This is a genomic window from Pseudomonas sp. S06B 330 (assembly GCF_002845275.2).
GTDB lineage: Bacteria > Pseudomonadota > Gammaproteobacteria > Pseudomonadales > Pseudomonadaceae > Aquipseudomonas.
In genome coordinates this window covers 117,278-136,577 of the sequence record NZ_CP088149.1, presented here as the reverse complement: position 1 = coordinate 136,577, position 19,300 = coordinate 117,278, and the positions used below count along the sequence as shown (strand labels likewise).

17 protein-coding genes and 1 pseudogene are annotated in these 19,300 nt (G+C 57.7%); 17 read left to right on the top strand and 1 reads right to left on the bottom strand.

Annotated elements, in window-relative coordinates; all coding sequences use genetic code 11:
• Window positions 1–42: 42 nt before the first annotated feature.
• From CX511_RS00660 to hcnC, 11 genes and pseudogenes are all read left to right on the top strand, one after another.
• Window positions 43–462, top strand: coding sequence for a F0F1 ATP synthase subunit epsilon (locus CX511_RS00660; protein ID WP_045186333.1), 420 nt, complete (start codon window positions 43–45; stop codon window positions 460–462).
• 123 nt (window positions 463–585) lie between these two features.
• Window positions 586–1,953, top strand: coding sequence for a bifunctional UDP-N-acetylglucosamine diphosphorylase/glucosamine-1-phosphate N-acetyltransferase GlmU (gene glmU, locus CX511_RS00655; protein WP_101293843.1), 1,368 nt, complete (start codon window positions 586–588; stop codon window positions 1,951–1,953).
• Between the two features lie 197 nt (window positions 1,954–2,150).
• Window positions 2,151–2,930 (top strand): DeoR/GlpR family DNA-binding transcription regulator, encoded by a 780-nt coding sequence (locus CX511_RS00650; RefSeq protein ID WP_101293845.1) that lies wholly within the window; start codon window positions 2,151–2,153, stop codon window positions 2,928–2,930.
• A complete protein-coding gene (gene glmS, locus CX511_RS00645; protein ID WP_101293846.1) occupies window positions 2,930–4,765 on the top strand; it encodes a glutamine--fructose-6-phosphate transaminase (isomerizing) in 1,836 nt (611 codons plus the stop codon). Before CX511_RS00650 ends, glmS begins: the two co-directional genes overlap by 1 nt.
• A gap of 394 nt (window positions 4,766–5,159) precedes the next feature.
• Window positions 5,160–5,483, top strand: a complete 324-nt coding sequence (locus tag CX511_RS00640; RefSeq protein ID WP_143527811.1) for a hypothetical protein — start codon at window positions 5,160–5,162, stop codon at window positions 5,481–5,483.
• A 46-nt stretch (window positions 5,484–5,529) separates the two neighbouring features.
• Window positions 5,530–6,150: an MlrC C-terminal domain-containing protein gene (locus CX511_RS00635; RefSeq protein ID WP_269216856.1), complete on the top strand. Its 621-nt coding sequence runs from the start codon at window positions 5,530–5,532 to the stop codon at window positions 6,148–6,150.
• A gap of 266 nt (window positions 6,151–6,416) precedes the next feature.
• Window positions 6,417–7,193: pseudogene (locus CX511_RS25515) on the top strand (CHASE3 domain-containing protein); the annotation flags it as partial.
• Window positions 7,185–8,048 carry a methyl-accepting chemotaxis protein gene (locus CX511_RS25510; protein WP_409077873.1) on the top strand — a complete coding sequence of 288 codons (864 nt, stop codon included), beginning with the start codon at window positions 7,185–7,187 and terminating at the stop codon, window positions 8,046–8,048. The pseudogene CX511_RS25515 and the gene CX511_RS25510, both read left to right, overlap by 9 nt.
• 437 nt (window positions 8,049–8,485) lie before the next feature.
• The gene (hcnA, locus tag CX511_RS00625) at window positions 8,486–8,800 is read left to right on the top strand and encodes a cyanide-forming glycine dehydrogenase subunit HcnA (RefSeq protein ID WP_045186312.1); all 315 of its coding nucleotides are present in this window, start codon (window positions 8,486–8,488) and stop codon (window positions 8,798–8,800) included.
• Window positions 8,797–10,191, top strand: coding sequence for a cyanide-forming glycine dehydrogenase subunit HcnB (gene hcnB / locus CX511_RS00620; RefSeq protein ID WP_045186310.1), 1,395 nt, complete (start codon window positions 8,797–8,799; stop codon window positions 10,189–10,191). The genes hcnA and hcnB overlap by 4 nt, the downstream gene beginning before the upstream one ends.
• A 3-nt stretch (window positions 10,192–10,194) precedes the next feature.
• A complete protein-coding gene (gene hcnC / locus CX511_RS00615; protein ID WP_045186307.1) occupies window positions 10,195–11,448 on the top strand; it encodes a cyanide-forming glycine dehydrogenase subunit HcnC in 1,254 nt (417 codons plus the stop codon).
• 17 nt (window positions 11,449–11,465) lie between these two features.
• On the opposite strand, the gene CX511_RS00610 is transcribed toward hcnC, so the two are convergent.
• Window positions 11,466–12,341 (bottom strand): LysR family transcriptional regulator, encoded by an 876-nt coding sequence (locus tag CX511_RS00610; RefSeq protein WP_045186305.1) that lies wholly within the window; start codon window positions 12,339–12,341, stop codon window positions 11,466–11,468.
• A 129-nt stretch (window positions 12,342–12,470) separates the two neighbouring features.
• On the opposite strand from CX511_RS00610, the gene CX511_RS00605 reads away from it, so the two are divergent.
• The 6 genes from CX511_RS00605 to benB all read left to right on the top strand — a co-directional run bounded on the left by CX511_RS00605 (window position 12,471) and on the right by benB (window position 19,293).
• On the top strand, window positions 12,471–13,427 hold the full coding sequence (locus CX511_RS00605) for an AraC family transcriptional regulator (RefSeq protein ID WP_101293851.1): 957 nt from the start codon (window positions 12,471–12,473) through the stop codon (window positions 13,425–13,427).
• Between the two features lie 148 nt (window positions 13,428–13,575).
• Window positions 13,576–14,907, top strand: coding sequence for an aromatic acid/H+ symport family MFS transporter (locus tag CX511_RS00600; protein ID WP_045186301.1), 1,332 nt, complete (start codon window positions 13,576–13,578; stop codon window positions 14,905–14,907).
• 65 nt (window positions 14,908–14,972) lie between these two features.
• Entirely contained in the window at window positions 14,973–16,226 is a 1,254-nt protein-coding gene (locus tag CX511_RS00595; protein ID WP_101293852.1) for an OprD family porin, read from the top strand.
• Between the two features lie 160 nt (window positions 16,227–16,386).
• On the top strand, window positions 16,387–17,343 hold the full coding sequence (locus CX511_RS00590) for an AraC family transcriptional regulator (RefSeq protein ID WP_045186298.1): 957 nt from the start codon (window positions 16,387–16,389) through the stop codon (window positions 17,341–17,343).
• 106 nt (window positions 17,344–17,449) lie between these two features.
• A complete protein-coding gene (gene benA / locus CX511_RS00585; protein ID WP_045186296.1) occupies window positions 17,450–18,808 on the top strand; it encodes a benzoate 1,2-dioxygenase large subunit in 1,359 nt (452 codons plus the stop codon).
• Window positions 18,805–19,293, top strand: coding sequence for a benzoate 1,2-dioxygenase small subunit (gene benB / locus CX511_RS00580; protein ID WP_045186294.1), 489 nt, complete (start codon window positions 18,805–18,807; stop codon window positions 19,291–19,293). Before benA ends, benB begins: the two co-directional genes overlap by 4 nt.
• Window positions 19,294–19,300: the final 7 nt, after the last annotated feature.

The window sequence follows — 19,300 nt, the reverse complement described above, 5'->3', positions numbered from 1 at the left end:
CCGGCGCCCCGCAAGGGGCGCTAATTAGGTTGAGGCAAGCAGATGGCTATGACAGTCCATTGCGATATCGTCAGCGCGGAAGGAGAGATTTTCTCCGGTCTGGTCGAGATGGTGGTTGCGCACGGTAACCTGGGTGATCTTGGTATCGCTCCAGGCCACGCGCCGCTGATCACTAATCTGAAGCCAGGTCCGATCACGCTGACCAAGCAGGGTGGCGCCCAAGAGGTGTTCTACATCTCTGGTGGTTTCCTCGAGGTCCAGCCGAACATGGTCAAGGTGCTTGCCGATACCGTGCAACGTGCTGCCGACCTGGACGAAGCTCAGGCTCAGGATGCCCTCAAGGCTGCTGAGAACGCCCTGCACGAAAAAGGCGCGGAGTTCGACTACGGCGCCGCTGCCGCACGTCTGGCCGAGGCCGCAGCCCAGCTGCGTACCGTCCAGCAAATGCGCAAAGGCAAGTAATCTGGCTCAGGCCGATCACTTCTGCTGCGATTGAGTTAAAGGGTAGCCTCGGCTACCCTTTTTCTTTTTCTGCGATTTATATTCAGGTCTCTTCACTGACCTTCCAGGATTGGTAGCCCGTCAATGTCTCTCGATATCGTTATTCTTGCCGCAGGCCAAGGCACCCGCATGCGTTCTGCGCTGCCCAAGGTACTGCACCCGGTCGCCGGCGATTCCATGCTCGGCCATGTTATCCACAGCGCCCGCGAGCTACAGCCGCAAGGCATTCATGTGGTGATCGGACACGGCGCTGAATTGGTGCGTGAGCGTTTGGCGGCCGATGACCTGAATTTCGTTCTGCAAGACAAGCAACTGGGTACCGGCCATGCCGTGGCCCAAGCCTTGCCGGGTCTGAGCGCTGATACTGTGCTGATCTTGTATGGTGATGTGCCGCTGATTGAGGTGGATACCCTCAAGCGCCTGCTGGCCAAGGTCACTCCCGAGCAGTTGGGCCTGTTGACCGTTAACCTGGACGACCCAACCGGCTACGGTCGCATTGTTCGCGATGCTCAGGGTCAGGTGGCAGCGATCGTTGAGCATAAGGATGCCAACGACGCGCAAAAAGCCATCAAAGAAGGCAACACCGGGATTCTGGCGGTACCGGGTGCACGCCTGGCTGAATGGCTGGGACGACTGTCGAACAACAACGCCCAAGGCGAGTACTACCTCACCGACGTGATTGCCATGGCCGTGGCCGATGATCTGGTGGTTGCCACCGAACAGCCGCTGGACCCAATGGAAGTGCAGGGCGCCAACGATCGTCGGCAACTGGCAGAGCTTGAGCGTCATTTCCAGCTGCGTGCAGGGCGTCGCCTGATGGCCCAGGGCGTGACCTTGCGTGATCCGGCACGTTTTGATGTGCGTGGTGAAGTGACTGTGGGTCGCGACGTGCTCATCGACATCAACGTCATCCTTGAAGGCCGTGTGGTCATCGAAGACGACGTGGTCATTGGCCCGAACTGCGTGATCAAGAACAGTACCCTACGCAAAGGCGTCGTGGTCAAAGCCAACAGCCACCTCGAAGGCGCGATCATGGGTGAAGGCAGCGATGCCGGTCCTTTCGCCCGTCTGCGTCCTGGCAGCGTGCTGGAAGCGCGTGCCCATGTGGGTAACTTTGTCGAACTGAAGAATGCTCACCTGGGTGAAGGCGCCAAGGCCGGTCACCTGACCTATCTGGGTGACGCCGAGGTCGGCGCACGCACCAACATTGGTGCGGGTACCATTACTTGCAACTACGATGGCGCGAACAAGTTCAAGACTGTTCTCGGTGAGGACGTGTTCATCGGTTCGAACAACTCTCTGGTGGCCCCTGTGGATATCCTTGACGGCGCCACCACGGCGGCTGGCTCGACGATCACTCAGAATGTCGAGGCTGCTCAGCTAGCGGTTGGCCGCGCACGTCAGCGCAACATCGACGGCTGGAAGCGGCCAGAGAAGATCAAGAAGACCTGAGTTATACACAGATGAAAAAGAAGGCCGACTGGATTGTGTATAAGTCGGCCTTTTTGCATTCTGTGGTCGATTTTATGCTCAGAGGCGCGCTGTGGATAACATATTCCAAGTGGAAAATCACACGCCCGACTTGACGCCCCGAAAGCTTTAGGTTTTGATTGGCATCACTAACTTTCGAAACGAAACTTAAAGACGCCATGTCGAAACGTAACACCCCCCAACGCCGCCACAATATCCTCGCCTTGCTCAATGAACAGGGAGAGGTGAGCGTCGACGCGCTGGCCAAACGTTTCGAAACTTCAGAAGTGACCATTCGCAAGGATCTCGCGGCGCTGGAAGCCAACGGCCTGCTCCTGCGCCGCTACGGTGGTGCGGTGACCATGCCGCAGGAACTGATCGCCGATCAGAGCCAGCCCGTCTCCCTCTATAAGCAAGCAATTGCGCGGGCTGCCGTTGAACGTATCCGTGAACATGCGCGCATCATTATCGACAGCGGCAGCACCACAGCGGCGATGATTCCCGAGCTCGGCCATCAGCCCGGCCTGGTGGTGATGACCAACTCACTAAATGTTGCCCGTGCTCTGAGCGAGCTGGAACATGAGCCAGTACTGTTGATGACCGGCGGCACCTGGGACCCACATTCCGAATCCTTCCAGGGCCAGGTCGCCGAGCAGGTACTACGCTCATACGATTTCGACCAGCTGTTCATTGGCGCCGATGGCATCGACCTGGCGCGCGGTACTACCACGTTCAATGAGTTGCTTGGCCTGAGCCGGGTCATGGCCGAAGTGGCCCGTGAGGTGATTGTGATGGTCGAGTCGGACAAGGTCGGGCGCAAGATCCCCAATCTCGAGCTGCCCTGGGGCAGCGTCAATACCCTGATTACTGATGAGCGCTTGCCCACTGAGGCGCGCGAACAAATTGAAGCCCGCGGCGTCCATGTGATTTGTGCCGCACTCTCCAAGGAGCATAACTAATGTGTGGAATCGTTGGTGCCGTCGCCGAACGTAATATCACCACCATCCTCATCGAAGGCCTCAAACGCCTGGAATACCGCGGTTATGACAGCGCAGGTCTAGCGGTTTATACCCAGCAAGGAACCTTGGAGCGTCGTCGCCGCATCGGTAAGGTTAGTGAGCTGGAAGCCGCTGTTGCCGCCGATCCGCTGACCGGCCAGTTGGGTATCGCTCACACTCGTTGGGCCACCCACGGTGCGCCAACAGAAGGCAATGCCCACCCGCATTTCTCCGGTCACGAGCTGGCGGTGGTGCATAACGGCATCATCGAGAACCATGAAGAGCTGCGTGAACAGCTTAAGAGCTTGGGTTATGTATTCAGCTCTGAGACCGACACCGAAGTCATCGTCCACCTGCTGCATCACACCTTGAAGACCGTTCCTGACCTGGCCGATGCCCTGAAGGCCGCAGTCAAGCAGCTGCATGGCGCTTATGGTCTGGCAGTGATCAGCGCCCGCCAGCCTGACCGCCTGTTGGCGGCCCGCAGCGGTAGCCCGCTGGTGATTGGTCTGGGCCATGGGGAAAACTTCCTGGCTTCCGATCAACTGGCTTTGCGCCAAGTGACCGACCGCTTCATGTATCTGGAAGAAGGCGACATCGCCGAGATCCGCCGCGACCAGGTGACTATCTGGGATGTCAGCGGAACCAAGGTACAGCGCGAAACCGTGCAGTACCACGAAGGCGCCGAAGCTGCCGACAAGGGTACCTATCGCCACTTCATGCTCAAGGAAATCCACGAGCAACCGACCGTGGTGCAGCGCACCCTGGAAGGGCGTCTGGGCAAAGACCACGTCATGGTTCAGGCCTTTGGTCCACAAGCCGCCGAGCTGTTCGCCAAAGTACGCAATGTGCAGATTGTGGCCTGTGGTACCAGCTATCACGCTGGTATGGTTGCTCGTTACTGGCTGGAAAGCCTGGCTGGTATCCCGTGCCAGGTCGAAGTGGCCAGCGAGTTCCGCTACCGCAAGGTGGTGGTGCAGCCGGACACCCTGTTCGTCTCGATCTCCCAGTCGGGTGAAACCGCCGACACCCTGGCGGCGCTGCGTAACGCCAAGGAGCTGGGTTTCCTTGGCAGCCTGGCGATCTGCAACGTCGGCATCAGTTCGCTGGTACGCGAGTCGGACCTGACCCTGCTGACCCAGGCCGGTCCGGAAATCGGTGTGGCGTCGACCAAAGCGTTCACCACCCAGCTGGTGTCGCTGATGCTGCTTACCCTGTCCCTGGGCCAGGTCCGTGGCACCTTGGCGGCCGGAGTCGAAGCCGAGCTGGTCGAAGAGCTACGCCGCCTGCCGACGCGCCTGGGCGAAGCCTTGGCGATGGACGCCATCGTCGAGAAAACCGCTGAACTGTTCGCAGACAAGCATCACACGCTGTTCCTGGGCCGTGGTGCGCAGTTCCCGGTGGCGATGGAAGGGGCACTCAAGCTCAAGGAAATTTCCTATATCCATGCCGAAGCCTATCCGGCTGGTGAACTGAAGCATGGTCCGTTGGCGCTGGTTGACAGCGACATGCCAGTGGTGACCGTTGCGCCGAACAACGAACTGTTGGAGAAGCTCAAGTCCAACCTGCAGGAAGTGCGCGCCCGTGGTGGTGAACTGATTGTCTTTGCCGACGAACACGCTGGCATGAGCAATGGCGAAGGTACCCATGTGATTGCCGTGCCGCACATCATCGATGCCCTGGCGCCGATCCTCTACACCATCCCGCTGCAGTTGCTGTCGTACTACGTGGCTGTGCTCAAAGGGACTGACGTTGACCAGCCGCGTAACCTGGCAAAATCCGTGACGGTAGAGTAACGATCGCTGCTGTTTAAACCAAAACTAAATCCAGGGAATTAAACCTGTCGCCCGAGAACTAAGGTATTTGATTGACACGCGTGTCACTCTGTATAGCCTTGTAGTTGAGGACCGCAACTGCGCATTCGTCGGGACTGGGTACCAGCAAGAGCCCCCCGTAATTTTGGCAGCTGAGAAAGCTGGTTTCTCTGAAGTAGTGACGACGGGCATAGCCGGTCGGATTCTGAACCCAAGGTCGCAAGGCTGGGAGTTAAGGGATCGCTGCGACTACTCCTCAAACCTACCGAAAAGGCACCTTTGGGTGCCTTTTTTACACCTGATTTCTGGCGTCGGTTGCTCAACCGCAGCCTTTGAACGATGACGCGGGATCTGTCGCTGAGGGGCCAACCCATCCATGCTGTTGCGTATCCAACCTGATGAATCTCTGCGCTCATATGTTGACCGCAATTTGCTCGCGAATTTTATGGATTGGACGGTAGACAGATTACGCTGGCTTTCTGAAGGAGTGATGACTCACCAAGCGGTTAAGGTGATCGCCTCAACGATGGGGTGGGAAGGGTGCTATGGCTTCAACCGCCGACTGCACCAACACACCCATCTGCCTCTTCAGTTTGTCATCAGGGATACCCGAGATGTCACCTATTCTCGAACGTCCTATCTCAAACCTCGCATGGCGATTAATGATCCCGACGCTGCTGCGCATGCTGTAAGCGCCTAATAGCTTTTTCGTTAGTAAATGAACTAGCCGCTCAAGACACTAACGCATCAGCCAGGACTACAATGACCGGGACACGAAATCGACGACACAAGACAACCCGGGGGCTGGGGGCGACTCCAACACCACCGGCATGATCAAGGCACTGTTGCGCAATGGCGCCAAGAATGCCGCTGTCGGTCTTATCGTCGATCCGATTGCTGTCCAGGTCGCGATTGATGCCGGTGTAGGTGCCTTTGTCGAACTTGAACTCGGTGGACAATCAAACATACTTGGCGACACGCCCCTGAGCGGGCGCTTCGAAGTGATACACCTGTCCGACGGACGCTGCCGATTTGACGGCCCCATGATGAACGGCATGCGCGTGGACGTTGGGCCAGTGGCGTGCCTGAAAATCGACGACGTGCAGATAGCCGTCAGCTCAAGCAAAAGCCAGATGCTGGACCGCAACCTTTTTCGCATTGCAGGCATACAGCCCGAAGAGAATAGCTTCGTGGTGAACAAAAGCTCTGTGCATTTTCGAGCCGACTTCAGCGCAATTGCCGAGCAGATTTTGATCGCCAAGGCCCCGGGCCCCATGAATGCCGACCCGGCCGATCTGCCATGGACCCGACTTGCGCAGGGCATCCGCCTCAAACCTAATGGAAAGCCCTTCAAGACGCCTTGCTGAACCGCCCCGCGCGCTGGAGCGGGGCTGATCATCAACGAAATCCCTTCGTTGTTGGTACAGGGGCACCAGGCCTGGCGCTGAAAAATCGTTATTCAGAAATTTTCAGCTTTTTTCATCGCTGGGCAGGGCTCGGTTCAGGCCATTTCAGAGCAGATGTGAGGGGGCGCATGCGTTACTGCAATGACTTGGCAGAAGACGCGAGCTTATGCTTCCCGACAATTGAGCGATAACCACAATAAGTGCTTATCTAACCCTGAGGTCATCCCATGCTTTCGAGACTCAGTATTATTCAGAAGTTAAGCGCTGGTTTTGGCTTAATTGTTCTGATTATCTGTATTTTGATCGGTTTGGTTCGCAATACTTTCAGCACAATCGAAGATACCACTAATTGGAACATCCACACCTACAAGGTTCTCGAGATCAGCAATAAACTCCTCATCAGTCTCACCAATATTGAGACGGGGATGCGGGGTTTTGCACTGAGTGGCGAAGACGATTTTCTGGAACCTTTGACGGCTGGAAAAATGAGCTTCGACAAGTCGCTTGGGGAACTTCAACAGCTGACCTCCGATAACCCGGTGCAACAAGGACGCTTGAGCCAGATTAAGGCAACTCAGCAACAATGGTATCGCGAAGACATCGAGGGGGCGGTGGCCCTTAGGCGCTCTGTGACGGCAGGAAAAGCGACGCTTGACGATGTGGTGGTACGCATCAACCGGCGTCAGGACAAAGTAAAAATGGATGACATGCGCAAGTTGATTACCGACGTGCAAGCGGAAGAGCAGAAGCTCTTGGCGTCACGCTCCGAGGCCTTGCAGGATGCCACCACCGCTGCCAATTTCAGCATGTTCCTCGGTGGCCTCATTGCGGCACTGGCGGCGCTGGTGATGGCCTACGGCCAATCATCGTCGATTCGTAAGCGCTTGAACCTGGCGGTTGATGCTGCCAAAAATATTGCCGCGGGCCGTCTCGACATCCAAATCGATAACGTAGGCCATGACGAGATTGGCAAGCTGCTCGAAGCATTTACCGAAATGCAGTCACGGTTGCGCACAATGATCACCGAGATCAAGAGCGGGGCTGAAAAGTTACTGAGCGCTGCCACTGAGATTTCCCACACCTCCGATGCCTTGTCCACAGCAGCATTGGAACAATCTCAATCAGCCTCTTCAATGGCTGCCACCGTTGAAGAAATGACGGTCAGCATCAGTCATGTCGCTGCCAGCGCAAGTGAAGCACATGGCATCTCGACTGACTCCGGAAAGCACTCGATCGAGGGTGGCATGGTGATTCAAAACACACTGCAAAGCATGAACCTGATCGCTGGTACCGTGCAGAGTTCTGCTCTACAGATTTCTGATTTGGGCCGTGACATTGAGCAAATCACCTCCATCGTCAACGTCATCAGTGCAATTGCCGAGCAAACCAACCTATTGGCGTTGAATGCCGCCATCGAGGCTGCACGAGCAGGTGATCAGGGCCGTGGCTTTGCCGTTGTCGCCGATGAAGTGAGATTGCTGGCGCAGCGCACCGGCGCGTCGACGTCTGAAATCGGCAAAATGATCCAGAGCATTCAGATCAGTGCACAAGACGCTGTCAAACAGATGGAAGTGGGTGTGGAACAGGTCAATAGTGGGTTGCTATTGGCCAACTCGGCCAACACCGCCATTGACCAGATTCGTGGTGGTGCTAACCAGATTGTTGGCGTGGTCGATCAAATCTCAATGGCGCTTAACGAACAAAGTGCTGCGAGCCAGGACGTTGCCCGCAATGTCGAACGCATCGCGCAGATGGCCCAAAGCAACAGCGAGAGCATCTCAGCAGCATCGCGAAATGCATCCGCCATCGAGCAGTTGGCGTTGACGCTCGATAAGCATGTATCGCAGTTCAGGATTTAGGGCTGAATCTCAGCGTGCAACATCCGAAACCTGACGGCCGAAATATTACCAAAACCCCGTTTTCGGGGTTTTGTGTTTTTGTAAGGTTATCGTTAAATTGAGTGGCAAGCGCGGTAGGCTTCGGATATGGATATTTACTGGAGTATTAAATGGATTATTTTAGTCAGGTCATTCCTACCAATAAGGTGGCTGGTCCTGACTGACAAGGTCAATCAAGTTATTCCGATTTCCACTGTAATATCCGTGATCAGCCTAATTCCCGTCTTCCTGCTGTTTGGGTACATTGCTCTTTTTTACCTACCGCGGTTTTGCATCCTTCGATGGAACGATACGAAAGCATGATCAGGAGGTCTGGTTGTTGGCCTAGGTCAAGGAATTGAGACCGTTATTGGCATAGTGTTCTTAGTCCCAAACCCTTTTCACGGACGAAAGGCGCTATGCAAACACTGGATCGAAAACTCGACATCCAGCCCCTGTCGCGGGCTGACATGACCATCCATCTCAACGGCCAACCGGTCGAAGTCGCTTCCGGCGAAACGGTGCTGACCGTGCTCAACGCTGTGGGGCTGCGCCAGGTGGCGCGCAACGATCACGCTCAATTGACCGGGGCTTTTTGTGGCATGGGCGTGTGTCATTGTTGCCTGGTTTCAATCAACGGCCGACCTAAACGTCGCGCCTGCCAGACCGTGGTTCAGCCCGGTATGCAGGTGGAAACCCTGAGCAACCGTATTACCGAGCAGGAGGCACTATGAGTCTGCGTCCTGTGATTGTGGGTGGCGGTTCGGCAGGCATGGCCGCTGCTATCGAATTGGCGCGTCACGGCGTGTCCAGTCTGTTGTTCGATGAGGCCTCGCGGCCAGGCGGGGTTGTGTACCGCGGGCCACTGCGCGAAGGCGTTGATCTGGGCTATCTGGGCGCGCGCTACAGCAAAGCGCTGAAAACCCTGCATAAGGAATTCGCCGCCTGCGCTGACCGCATCGACCTGCGCCTGAATCACCGGGTAGTCGGCGGTGATGAGCAGCGCTTGATGGTGCTTGACGGTGAAGAAACGTTGCACGAAATCGACTACTCGCACCTGGTGCTGTCGGCGGGATGCCACGAGCGCAACATCCCGTTTCCAGGCTGGACCCTGCCCGGCGTTCAGTTGCTCGGTGGCTTGCAGTTGCAGATCAAGAGCGGTGTCGTCAAACCGTTGGGCAGCACGGTGATTGCGGGTACCGGCCCATTGTTGCCGCTGGTGGCCTGCCAACTGCACGCCGCCGGGGCGAAAGTTGCCGGTGTCTATGAGGCGTGCGCGTTCGGCAAAATCGCCAAAGAGAGTCTGGCACTGCTGAACAAGCCGCAATTGTTCCTCGATGGCTTGAGCATGCTTGGCTACATGAAGCTCAATGGCATTCCGATGTATTACGGCTGGGGTGTGGTTGAGGCGAAGGGTGAAGGCGAGCTTGCCCAAGTCATCGTGGCGCCTTATGACAACAACTGGAAGCCCGACCACAGTCGCGCCCAGCGTGAATCTGCGCAAACGCTCGCGGTAGGCTACGGCTTCATCCCACGCACTCAATTAAGTCAGCAGTTAGGGCTGGAGCATGGCTTCAGTGATGACGGTTATCTGCGCGCGAAGAGTAACGTCTGGCAACAGAGCAGCCAGCCACACATTCATCTGGCCGGCGACATGGGCGGTATCCGTGGTGGTGAGGCCGCCATGCTGACCGGGCGCATTGCTGCGGTGTCGATCCTGTTGCAGCGCGAAGTGCTCAATGCCGAGCAGGCCATCGAACTGCGCGAGCAGTATCTGGGTCAGTTGGCAGCCATCAAGCGCTTTCGTGCCGGGGTAGAACGTTATACCCGGCGGGGGACGCGGCAGATCGATTTGCCCCAGGCTGATACGGTGATCTGCCGCTGTGAACACGTGACTCGAAGTGATATCGACCTGGCCCTGGAGCAGGGTGTGCAAGACATGGCCGGGTTGAAAATGCGCACGCGGGTGAGCATGGGCGACTGTCAGGGGCGTATGTGCGTGGGGTATTGCAGCGACCGTTTGCGCCAAGCCACTGGCCGCGTTGATGTCGGCTGGCTACGCCCGCGCTTTCCGATCGACCCGATTCCGTTCTCGGCATTTCAGCAAGCTGGCACGGAGGCCTAACGCATGAACAGAACCTATGACGTAGTCATTGCCGGCGGTGGCGTTATCGGCGCCTCCTGCGCTTATCAGCTGTCCAAACGCAAGAATCTGAAGATCGCCCTGATTGATGCCAAACGCCCCGGCAATGCTACGCGGGCTTCGGCGGGTGGCTTATGGGCGATAGGTGAGTCGGTTGGCCTGGGCTGCGGGGTGATTTTCTTTCGGATGATGTCGGCCCAGCATAAGCGCCAGGCACACGGTGCTGCCGTGGCCGTGGATGCCAGTACGCCGCATATCCTGCCGCAGTCGTTTTTCGACTTTGCCCTGCAATCCAATGCACTTTATCCACAGCTGCACCAAGAGTTGATCGAGCGTCACGGCATGGACTTCAAGTTCGAACGCACAGGCCTGAAGTATGTGATCTACGACGATGAAGACCAGCTGTACGCCGAACACATCGTCGCGCAAATCCCGCACCTGGCCGAGCAGGTGCACTGGCTCGATCGCCAGACCCTGCGCCGGGCGGAACCGGCGGTCAGCCATCAGGCGCGTGGTGCTCTGGAGTTTCTCTGTGATCACCAAGTCAGCCCATTCCGCCTGGCGGATGCCTATATGGAAGCCGCGCGCCAGAATGGTGTGGATCTTTTCCACAACACCAATGTCACCGGTGTGCTGCACCAAGGTTCGCGGGTCAGTGGTGTGCTGACCGCCGAAGAAGGCACCTTTCATTGCCAGACCTTGATCAATGCCGCCGGTGCCTGGGCAGCTGAACTCAGTGAACAGGCCACAGGCCTGCGCATTCCGGTTTCTCCGGTGAAGGGCCAGATCATTCTCACCGAGCGCATGCCCAAGCTGCTGCAGGGTTGCCTGACCACCAGTGATTGCTACATGGCGCAGAAGGACAACGGCGAAATCCTGATAGGCAGCACCACCGAAGATAAGGGCTTCGACGTCAGCAACACCTTCCCGGAAATCAACGGCTTGGTGCAGGGCGCAATTCGCTGTATTCCGCAGCTGGCGCAGATCAATCTCAAACGTACCTGGGCCGGCTTGCGGCCGGGATCTCCCGATGAGTTGCCCATCCTTGGACCGGTGCCGGAGGTGTCCGGTTATCTGAATGCCTGTGGACACTTTCGCACCGGTATCCTGACCTCGGCGATCACCGGGGTGATGATCGACAAGGCACTGCACGAGGAAACCTCGCCTGTGGATATCACCCCATTCCTGGCTGAACGCTTCTACTCCGGGCCTGTGGATAAAACTATGGCCATTGGATAAGTGGTGTGTGGCCGATCTTAGTGGTCGGCCATGCGCTTGATCAGTTCGAGGCAATGCCTGACCTGCGGCGAGTTATCCCCAAGGCGGCGACTGAGGATAATCGGTGAAACCGCCGCTGATTCGCTCAGTGGTGCATAAACAATATCGTCGCGGTGCTGGCGCTGGACCGAAGCGGGCACCAACGTTATCCCCAGGCCCGCGGCCACTAGACCGAGCGCGGTTTGTAGCTCGTTGGTCCACTGGATAACGTGCACCGCGAGCCCTTGGCCGGCGAACAACGCCATGATGTGATCGGCATAACTCGGACGCGGCGTGGCCGGATAGAGGACAAAAGGTTCAAAGGCCAGGCGCACCAGATCAATCGGCTGGCCGATCAACGGATGGCCGCAGGGCAGGGCCACCACCAGCGGGTCTTGGCGCAGTACCTGCTGGTCGATGGCTGGGTCGTTGATGTGGATGCGACCAAAGCCGATATCGATGCGTCCGGCTTTTAGTGCTTCGACCTGTTGCAGGGTGATCATTTCCTGCAGACCCAGCTCCAACGCTTCGTTGCGGCGCAATTGGCGAATCAGCTCCGGTAACAGGTCATACAAGGTCGAAGGGGCGAAACCAATGCGCAGCCATTGTCGCTCGCTATTGGCTATCCTCCGCGTACCTTCGGAAATCTGTTCAAGCTGATCAAGCAGCATCGCACTTTGTTCGTAAAAGTAGCGCCCAGCTTCGGTCAGGCGCAGTGGACGGCTGCGCTCCAGCAGCTCGACCCCCAGGGTTTCCTCCAACTGACGTATCTGCCGGCTCAAGGGCGGTTGGGCAATGTGCAATTGCTCGGCAGCGCGGGTGAAGTTGAGGGTCTGCGCGAGCACCCGGAAGTAACGCAGATGGCGCAGTTCCATGATACCTCCTGGGTATTGTTGCCTACCCAACAGATATTGGACTGCCTGCTGTGGCTGACGCAAGCTGGCGCTCTGTGGATAACCAGACCCTGTGGATATCATCCAGCCAGAATAAGAAGAGGGCAGCCCATGAGCAGCCACCTGTTGAGCGAGCGTAGTTGTGTGTTTCAGCGCGCCGACCCTTATGCCGTGTCCGAGTATGTGAATCAGCATGTCGGTGGTCATAGCCTGAGCTTGCCCAGGACTGGCGACCTGCAGGCGAGCATCAATCACCGAAAATTTGCCAGCCTGGATCTGTGCCGCCTCAGTTACGGTGGCAAGGCACGGATTACTTCGCCCGCGCTAGGTACCCTGTATCACCTGCAGATTCTGCTCAAGGGCCATTGCCGGTCCAGCTGTCGTGGCGACGAGCATCACTACGTGCCCGGAGAACTACTGCTGATCAACCCGGACGATCCGGTAGACCTGACGTATTCTGCCGACTGCGAGAAGTTCATCCTCAAGCTGCCGGTCAACTTGTTGGAGCAGGCTTGCCTGGAGCAGCGCTGGCAGTTGCCCGATGGCGGCATTCGCTTCAGCCGTGCGCGTCATGTCACCGGGGAGCTGGAAGGGTTTATCGGCCTGCTCGGGTTGATCTGCGCAGAGGCGGAATCTACTGACTCGCTGCTGCAGGTACAGGAGCATTACGGACGCATCGTTGCCAGCAAGCTGCTCAGTTTGCTGGGCAACAACGTGCAGCGTGCTGAACCTGTGCAGCAAACCCATTCGTTTGAACAGTTGGCGGCCTACATCGATGCCCATCTGGAGCAGGACATCAGTGTTGCGCAACTGATGAATGTGGCGCGGGTCAGTGAGCGTTCCCTGTACACCTTGTTCGAACGGCATGCCGGCTTGTCACCCAAGGGCTATGTGCGCCAGCGCAAGCTTGAGCGGATTCATGCTGCCTTGCAGGACCCGGCAAGCTCGGTGCGCAACGTCACCGAGATCGCTCTGGACTACGGATTTTTGCACCTGGGGCGCTTTGCCGAGAGCTATCGCCAACGCTTCGGCGAGCTGCCGTCGGCCACCTTCAAACGGCATCGCTGACACCTTGTCAGCCCTTGCGCAAACTGGATAGCGATTCGCAGGAAACGGCTATTGGCCCTTTTGTACTGCTCCTAACCTGAGGCTGCGAACACTGCTCGACAGGTTCGCCATTCGGGTTTCGATAACAACAACAAAAGAGACACGCCACATGCGAGCGATCGATATCAATAGCCTGATCGATCAGGCCAAGTTCAATGCCTTTCACTGGCGGGTGCTGTTCTGGTGCGCGCTGATCATCATCTTCGACGGCTATGACCTGGTCATTTATGGCGTGGTGTTGCCGGCGTTGATGCAGGAGTGGGGCATGACCCCGTTGCAGGCCGGTGCCCTGGGCAGCTACGCGCTGTTTGGCATGATGTTCGGTGCCTTGTTGTTCGGGCCGCTGTCGGACCGCATCGGGCGCAAGAAAGCCATCATGATCTGTGTGATCCTCTTCAGCGGCTTCACTGTGCTCAATGGTTTTGCCCGCAACCCTACCGAGTTTGGCATCTGTCGCTTCCTGGCGGGTTTGGGCATCGGCGGGGTGATGCCCAATGTGGTGGCATTGATGAACGAGTATGCCCCCAAGCGCATGCGCAGCACCCTGGTGGCGATCATGTTCAGCGGCTACTCGGTCGGCGGCATGCTCTCCGCAGGTTTGGGCATCGTTCTGTTGCCGGCGTTTGGCTGGCAGTCGGTGTTCTACGTGGCAATCATCCCTTTGCTGCTGTTGCCGTTGATCCTGCGCTTTTTGCCCGAATCCCTGGGATTTCTGGTGCGTCAGGGACGTACTGAACAAGCCCGCCAACTGCTGCAGCGGGTAGAGCCCAGTTATCAACCGCAGCCGGGCGATCGCCTGGAGGTGGTCACCGGTGCTCAGGACGGTGGCTCGGTGCCGCAGTTGTTTCGTGAAGGCCGGACACTGAGCACCTTGATGCTCTGGGTGGCGTTCTTCTGCTGCCTGTTGATGGTCTATGCGCTCAACTCCTGGCTGCCAAAACTGATGAACAATGCCGGTTACGGTTTGGGCTCGAGCCTGGCTTTTCTTCTTGTGCTCAACTTCGGTGCGATTTTCGGCGCGGTGGGCGGCGGCTGGATTGGTGATCGCTTCAGGCTCGACCGGGTCCTGGTGGTGTTCTTTGCACTGGCAGCGTTGTCGATCAGCCTGTTGGGTTTCAAGAGCCCGACAGCAGTGCTGTACCTGCTAATTGCCATTGCAGGGGCCACCACAATCGGCACGCAGATTCTGGCGTACGCCTGTGTCGCTCAGTACTACCCGATGGGCATTCGCTCCACGGGCCTTGGCTGGGCGTCGGGGATTGGTCGCAGTGGGGCGATTGTTGGGCCGATTCTGGGCGGTCTGCTGCTGGGGATTCAGCTGCCGCTGGCGCTGAACTTCATGGCTTTTGCCGTGCCGGGGGCCGTGGCGGCGGTCGCGATGATGGTGTTTGCCAGTCGGAGTGTGGCGCAGGCCCACGCTGAGTTGCAGTCAGCGGTCTAGCCGAACCCGCGATGCAGACGCCGCAGTTCTTAAATCAAAAACAACAATAAAAAGAGCACCTCATCATGAACAACCTCCGTCCAGCCGGGTTGCTAACTTCGCTCGCCCTGAGTTTCTCTGTCCAGGCCGCCGAACCGGACTTCTTCAAGGACGCCACGGCGACGCTACAAGCGCGCAATTACTACTTCAGCCGTGATTTCTCCGGCATAGTCGGCGCCAATCAACAGTCCAAGGCCGAGGAGTGGGGGCAGGGCTTCATCCTCAATTTCAAGTCAGGTTACACCCCGGGAATCGTTGGCGTTGGCCTCGATGCCATCGGCCTGCTCGGCATCAAGCTCGACAGCAGCCCTGACCGCACCGGTACCGGCCTGCTGCCAGTTCAGGACGATGGCCGCGCGGCGGATGAATACAGCCGGGCAGGCGCCACTTTGAAGCTGCACTACTCAAAAACCGAACTCAAGGTCGGTGAACTGCAGACCAATCTGCCGATCCTGCAGTACAACGATTCACGCCTGCTGCCGCCAACCTACCAAGGCGCCAGCATCAGCTCATCCGAGATTAATGGCCTGACCTTGCAGGCTGGGCACCTGAGCTCCACCAGCCTGCGCAACGAAGCCGGTGATGAAAAGCTGATAGCCATGCTTGGACACTTACCGCAGCGTCAGGCCGACAGTGATGCCTTCAATTTTGCCGGGGGCGACTACAGCTTCAACGCCAACCGCAGCACTTTGAGCCTCTGGTATGGCCGACTTGAGGATATCTATCAGCAGGGTTTTGTCGGGCTCAAGCACAGTCAGCCGGTGGGCGATTGGGTGTTAGGGGCAAACATTGGGTATTTCAGCGCCAAGGAGCAGGGCGAAAGCCGTATCGGCGACATCGACAACCAGGCGTTCTATTCGCTGCTGTCGGCCAAGCGTGGCGGGCATACGTTCAGCGTGGGTTATCAGGGAATATTTGGCGAGAACGCTTTTCCTCGAGTATTTCCGAACATTTCACCATTGGGTAACGAAGTGCCGACCTATGAGTTTTCGTATGCCGATGAACGCTCCTGGCAGGTGCGTTATGACTACGACTTCGTCGCCATGGGCGTACCAGGGTTGACCGCCACCGTGCGCTACCTGAAGGGCAACAACGTTGACACCGGTCTGGGCTTTGAGGGCAAGGAGCATGAACGTGATCTGGACCTGGGCTATGCGGTGCAGAGCGGTGTGTTCAAAGGGCTGGGGATCCGTCTGCGCAATGCCATGGCGCGGTCGAACTATCGCTCGGATATTGATGAAAATCGGGTGATTCTGAGTTACACCTGGACCTTGTTGTAACGCTTATGCCTGTGGGAACCGGTCTTGCCTGCTCCCACAAAATCAAGCAAGTCAGTGGCTGCTACAAGTCTTGATTGGAAACACACCGTCCATCCCGGGATTGGTCGCAGTGTGCTGCTATCGCTTAGACTCGCAGGATAACTACAACGAGTGTCCTGGTATGGAGAGTCCCCTGCTCAGCGAGCGCAGCCGGGTTTTCGATCGTGCCGATCCTTATGCCGTGTCGACCTATGTCAATCAGCATGTGGGCGTGCACCACATCCGCCTGCCGCGTTACGGGCATCCCGAGGCGTGCCTCGATCATCGCAAATTCGCCAGCCTCGATCTGTGCCGGATCAGCTACGGTGGCGAAGTGCGGGTGATGTCGGCTGCGTTGGAAGACGTCTTTCACCTGCAAATTCTGCTGCGCGGCCATTGCCTGTGGCGACGTGGTCGCGATGAGCGCTTGCTGGGGCCCGGTGAGCTGCTGTTGATCAATCCGGACGAGCCGGTGGATCTGGCCTATTCGGCCGACTGCGAAAAATTCATTCTCAAACTGCCCAATCGCTTGCTTGAAAGTGTTTGCGATGAACAACGCTGGCAGCGTCCCGGTGAAGGCGTACGCTTTATTCAGAATCACTACCAGTTGCTGGCGCTGGAAGGGTTTGCTGGGTTATTGGCCATGGTCTGTCACGAAGCCGAAGCCAGTGAGCCGCTGCTGCGGGTGCAGGAGCACTACAGCCAGATCGTTGCCAGCAAGATGCTGACCTTGATGCCGACCAACGTCAGCCGTGAAGCCTTGAACAGTCAAGCCGTGACCTTCGACCGGATTGCCGGCTACATCGAAGGCAACCTCAAGCTGGATATCTGCAGCGAGCAATTGGCGCGTCAGGCCAGCATGAGCCTGCGCTCGCTCTATGCGCTGTTCGAACGCAATGCCGCTACCACGCCAAAAATCTACATTCGCCAGAAGAAACTCGAACGCATCCACGCCTGCCTTGCCGACTCCAACTGCCCGGTGCGCAGCATCACCGAACTTGCCATGGACTATGGCTTCGTTCACCTGGGCCGGTTCTCGGAAAACTACAAGTCGCTGTTCGGCGAACTGCCCTCCGATACCCTCAAGCGTCGTTCCTGACACTTTGCAGAAAACGGATAAAGGTCTGCACAAAGCGGATATTTGCCGTTTCTCGCGCTCCTTAACCTGACATGGCCTGAACACAATAACAACGGAGGCCCCGGCCATGTCCCTGGGATTCGATTACGTTAATGCCCTGCTTGAAGAAGATCAGGAGAAGGGCGTCTATCGCTGCAAGCGAGAGATGTTCACCGACCCCCGTCTGTTCGATCTTGAAATGAAACACATCTTCGAGGGCAACTGGCTGTACCTTGCCCACGAAAGCCAGATTCCTGAAAAGAACGACTTTCTCACCACCACCATGGGGCGCCAGCCGATTTTCATCGCGCGCAACAAGGATGGCGTGCTCAACGCCTTCCTCAATGCCTGCAGCCACCGCGGTGCGATGCTTTGCCGGCACAAGAGTGGAAACCGCTCGTCCTATACCTGCCCGTTCCACGGCTGGACCTTTAATAACTCCGGCAAGCTGCTCAAGGTCAAGGATCCGGTTGATGCCGGCTACCCGGCGAGCTTTAACTGCGAAGGCTCTCACGACTTGACCAAGGTCGCCCGCTTCGAGTCCTATCGCGGTTTCCTCTTCGGTAGCCTGAACCCGGACGTGGTGCCGTTGGTTGAGCATCTGGGCGAGTCGGCAAAGATCATCGACATGATCGTCGACCAGTCTCCGGAAGGTCTGGAAGTGCTGCGCGGCTCGTCCTCCTACATCTACGAGGGTAACTGGAAGCTGACCGCCGAGAATGGCGCCGATGGCTACCACGTCAGTGCCGTGCACTGGAATTACGCCGCCACCCAGAACCAGCGCAAACAGCGCGAGGCCGGTGGTGAAGTGAAAACCATGAGTGCTGGTGGCTGGGCCAAAAGCGGCGGTGGTTTCTACTCCTTCGACAAAGGTCACCTGTTGCTCTGGACCCGTTGGGCCAACCCCGAGGATCGCCCGCTGTTCGAGCGTCGCGATGAGCTGGCAGCCGATTTTGGCCAGGCGCGCGCCAACTGGATGATCGAGAACTCGCGCAACCTGTGCCTGTACCCGAACGTCTACCTGATGGACCAATTCAGCTCGCAGATCCGTATCGCTCGGCCAATCGCCGTGGACAAGACCGAGATCACCATCTATTGCATTGCGCCCAAAGGCGAGAGTGACGAGGCCCGGTCGCAACGTATCCGTCAGTACGAAGACTTCTTCAACGTCAGCGGCATGGCCACCCCGGATGACCTTGAAGAGTTCCGCTCCTGCCAGATGGGCTATCAGGGCGGGCGCGGTTGGAACGACATGTCCCGTGGCGCTACCCACTGGGTCGAAGGCGCTGATGCGGCTGCCCAGGAAATCGATCTGCATCCGCAACTGAGCGGCGTACGCACCGAAGACGAAGGCCTGTTTGTGCTGCAACACAAGTACTGGCAGGAAACCATGCTCAAGGCGCTCGCCGCCGAGCAGGAACTGATCCCAGTGGAGGCCGTGCAATGAGCATCTCCTTCGAGCACGTGCGCGACTTTCTCTACGAAGAGGCGCGCTACCTGGACGACAGCCAGTGGGATAACTGGCTGGAGTGCTACGCCGCCGACGCCACCTTCTGGATGCCGGCCTGGGATGACAACGACCAGCTCACCGAAGACCCGCAACGGGAAATTTCGCTGATCTGGTACGGCAACCGCGGCGGCCTGGAAGACCGGGTGTTCCGGATCAAGACCGAACGCTCAAGCGCGACCATGCCCGACACGCGGACCTCGCACAACATCAGCAACATTGAACTGCTGGAGCAGGGCGAAGGCTTGTGCAAGGTGCGCTTCAACTGGCACACCCTGAGCTTTCGCTACAAGACCGTGGACAGTCACTTCGGCACCAGTTTCTACACCCTTGATGTGCGCGGCGAGCGGCCGCTGATCAAGGCCAAGAAGGTGGTGCTCAAGAACGACTACGTGCGTCAGGTCATCGACGTTTATCACATCTGAATCCAGC

Coding starts and splice junctions, on each gene's coding strand:
- CX511_RS00660 (WP_045186333.1), top strand. CDS start 43: ATGGCTATGACAGTCCATTGCGATATCGTCAGCGCGGAAGGAGAGATT.
- glmU (WP_101293843.1), top strand. CDS start 586: ATGTCTCTCGATATCGTTATTCTTGCCGCAGGCCAAGGCACCCGCATG.
- CX511_RS00650 (WP_101293845.1), top strand. CDS start 2,151: ATGTCGAAACGTAACACCCCCCAACGCCGCCACAATATCCTCGCCTTG.
- glmS (WP_101293846.1), top strand. CDS start 2,930: ATGTGTGGAATCGTTGGTGCCGTCGCCGAACGTAATATCACCACCATC.
- CX511_RS00640 (WP_143527811.1), top strand. CDS start 5,160: ATGCTGTTGCGTATCCAACCTGATGAATCTCTGCGCTCATATGTTGAC.
- CX511_RS25510 (WP_409077873.1), top strand. CDS start 7,185: ATGCAGTCACGGTTGCGCACAATGATCACCGAGATCAAGAGCGGGGCT.
- hcnA (WP_045186312.1), top strand. CDS start 8,486: ATGCAAACACTGGATCGAAAACTCGACATCCAGCCCCTGTCGCGGGCT.
- hcnB (WP_045186310.1), top strand. CDS start 8,797: ATGAGTCTGCGTCCTGTGATTGTGGGTGGCGGTTCGGCAGGCATGGCC.
- hcnC (WP_045186307.1), top strand. CDS start 10,195: ATGAACAGAACCTATGACGTAGTCATTGCCGGCGGTGGCGTTATCGGC.
- CX511_RS00610 (WP_045186305.1), bottom strand. CDS start 12,341: ATGGAACTGCGCCATCTGCGTTACTTCCGGGTGCTCGCGCAGACCCTC.
- CX511_RS00605 (WP_101293851.1), top strand. CDS start 12,471: ATGAGCAGCCACCTGTTGAGCGAGCGTAGTTGTGTGTTTCAGCGCGCC.
- CX511_RS00600 (WP_045186301.1), top strand. CDS start 13,576: ATGCGAGCGATCGATATCAATAGCCTGATCGATCAGGCCAAGTTCAAT.
- CX511_RS00595 (WP_101293852.1), top strand. CDS start 14,973: ATGAACAACCTCCGTCCAGCCGGGTTGCTAACTTCGCTCGCCCTGAGT.
- CX511_RS00590 (WP_045186298.1), top strand. CDS start 16,387: ATGGAGAGTCCCCTGCTCAGCGAGCGCAGCCGGGTTTTCGATCGTGCC.
- benA (WP_045186296.1), top strand. CDS start 17,450: ATGTCCCTGGGATTCGATTACGTTAATGCCCTGCTTGAAGAAGATCAG.
- benB (WP_045186294.1), top strand. CDS start 18,805: ATGAGCATCTCCTTCGAGCACGTGCGCGACTTTCTCTACGAAGAGGCG.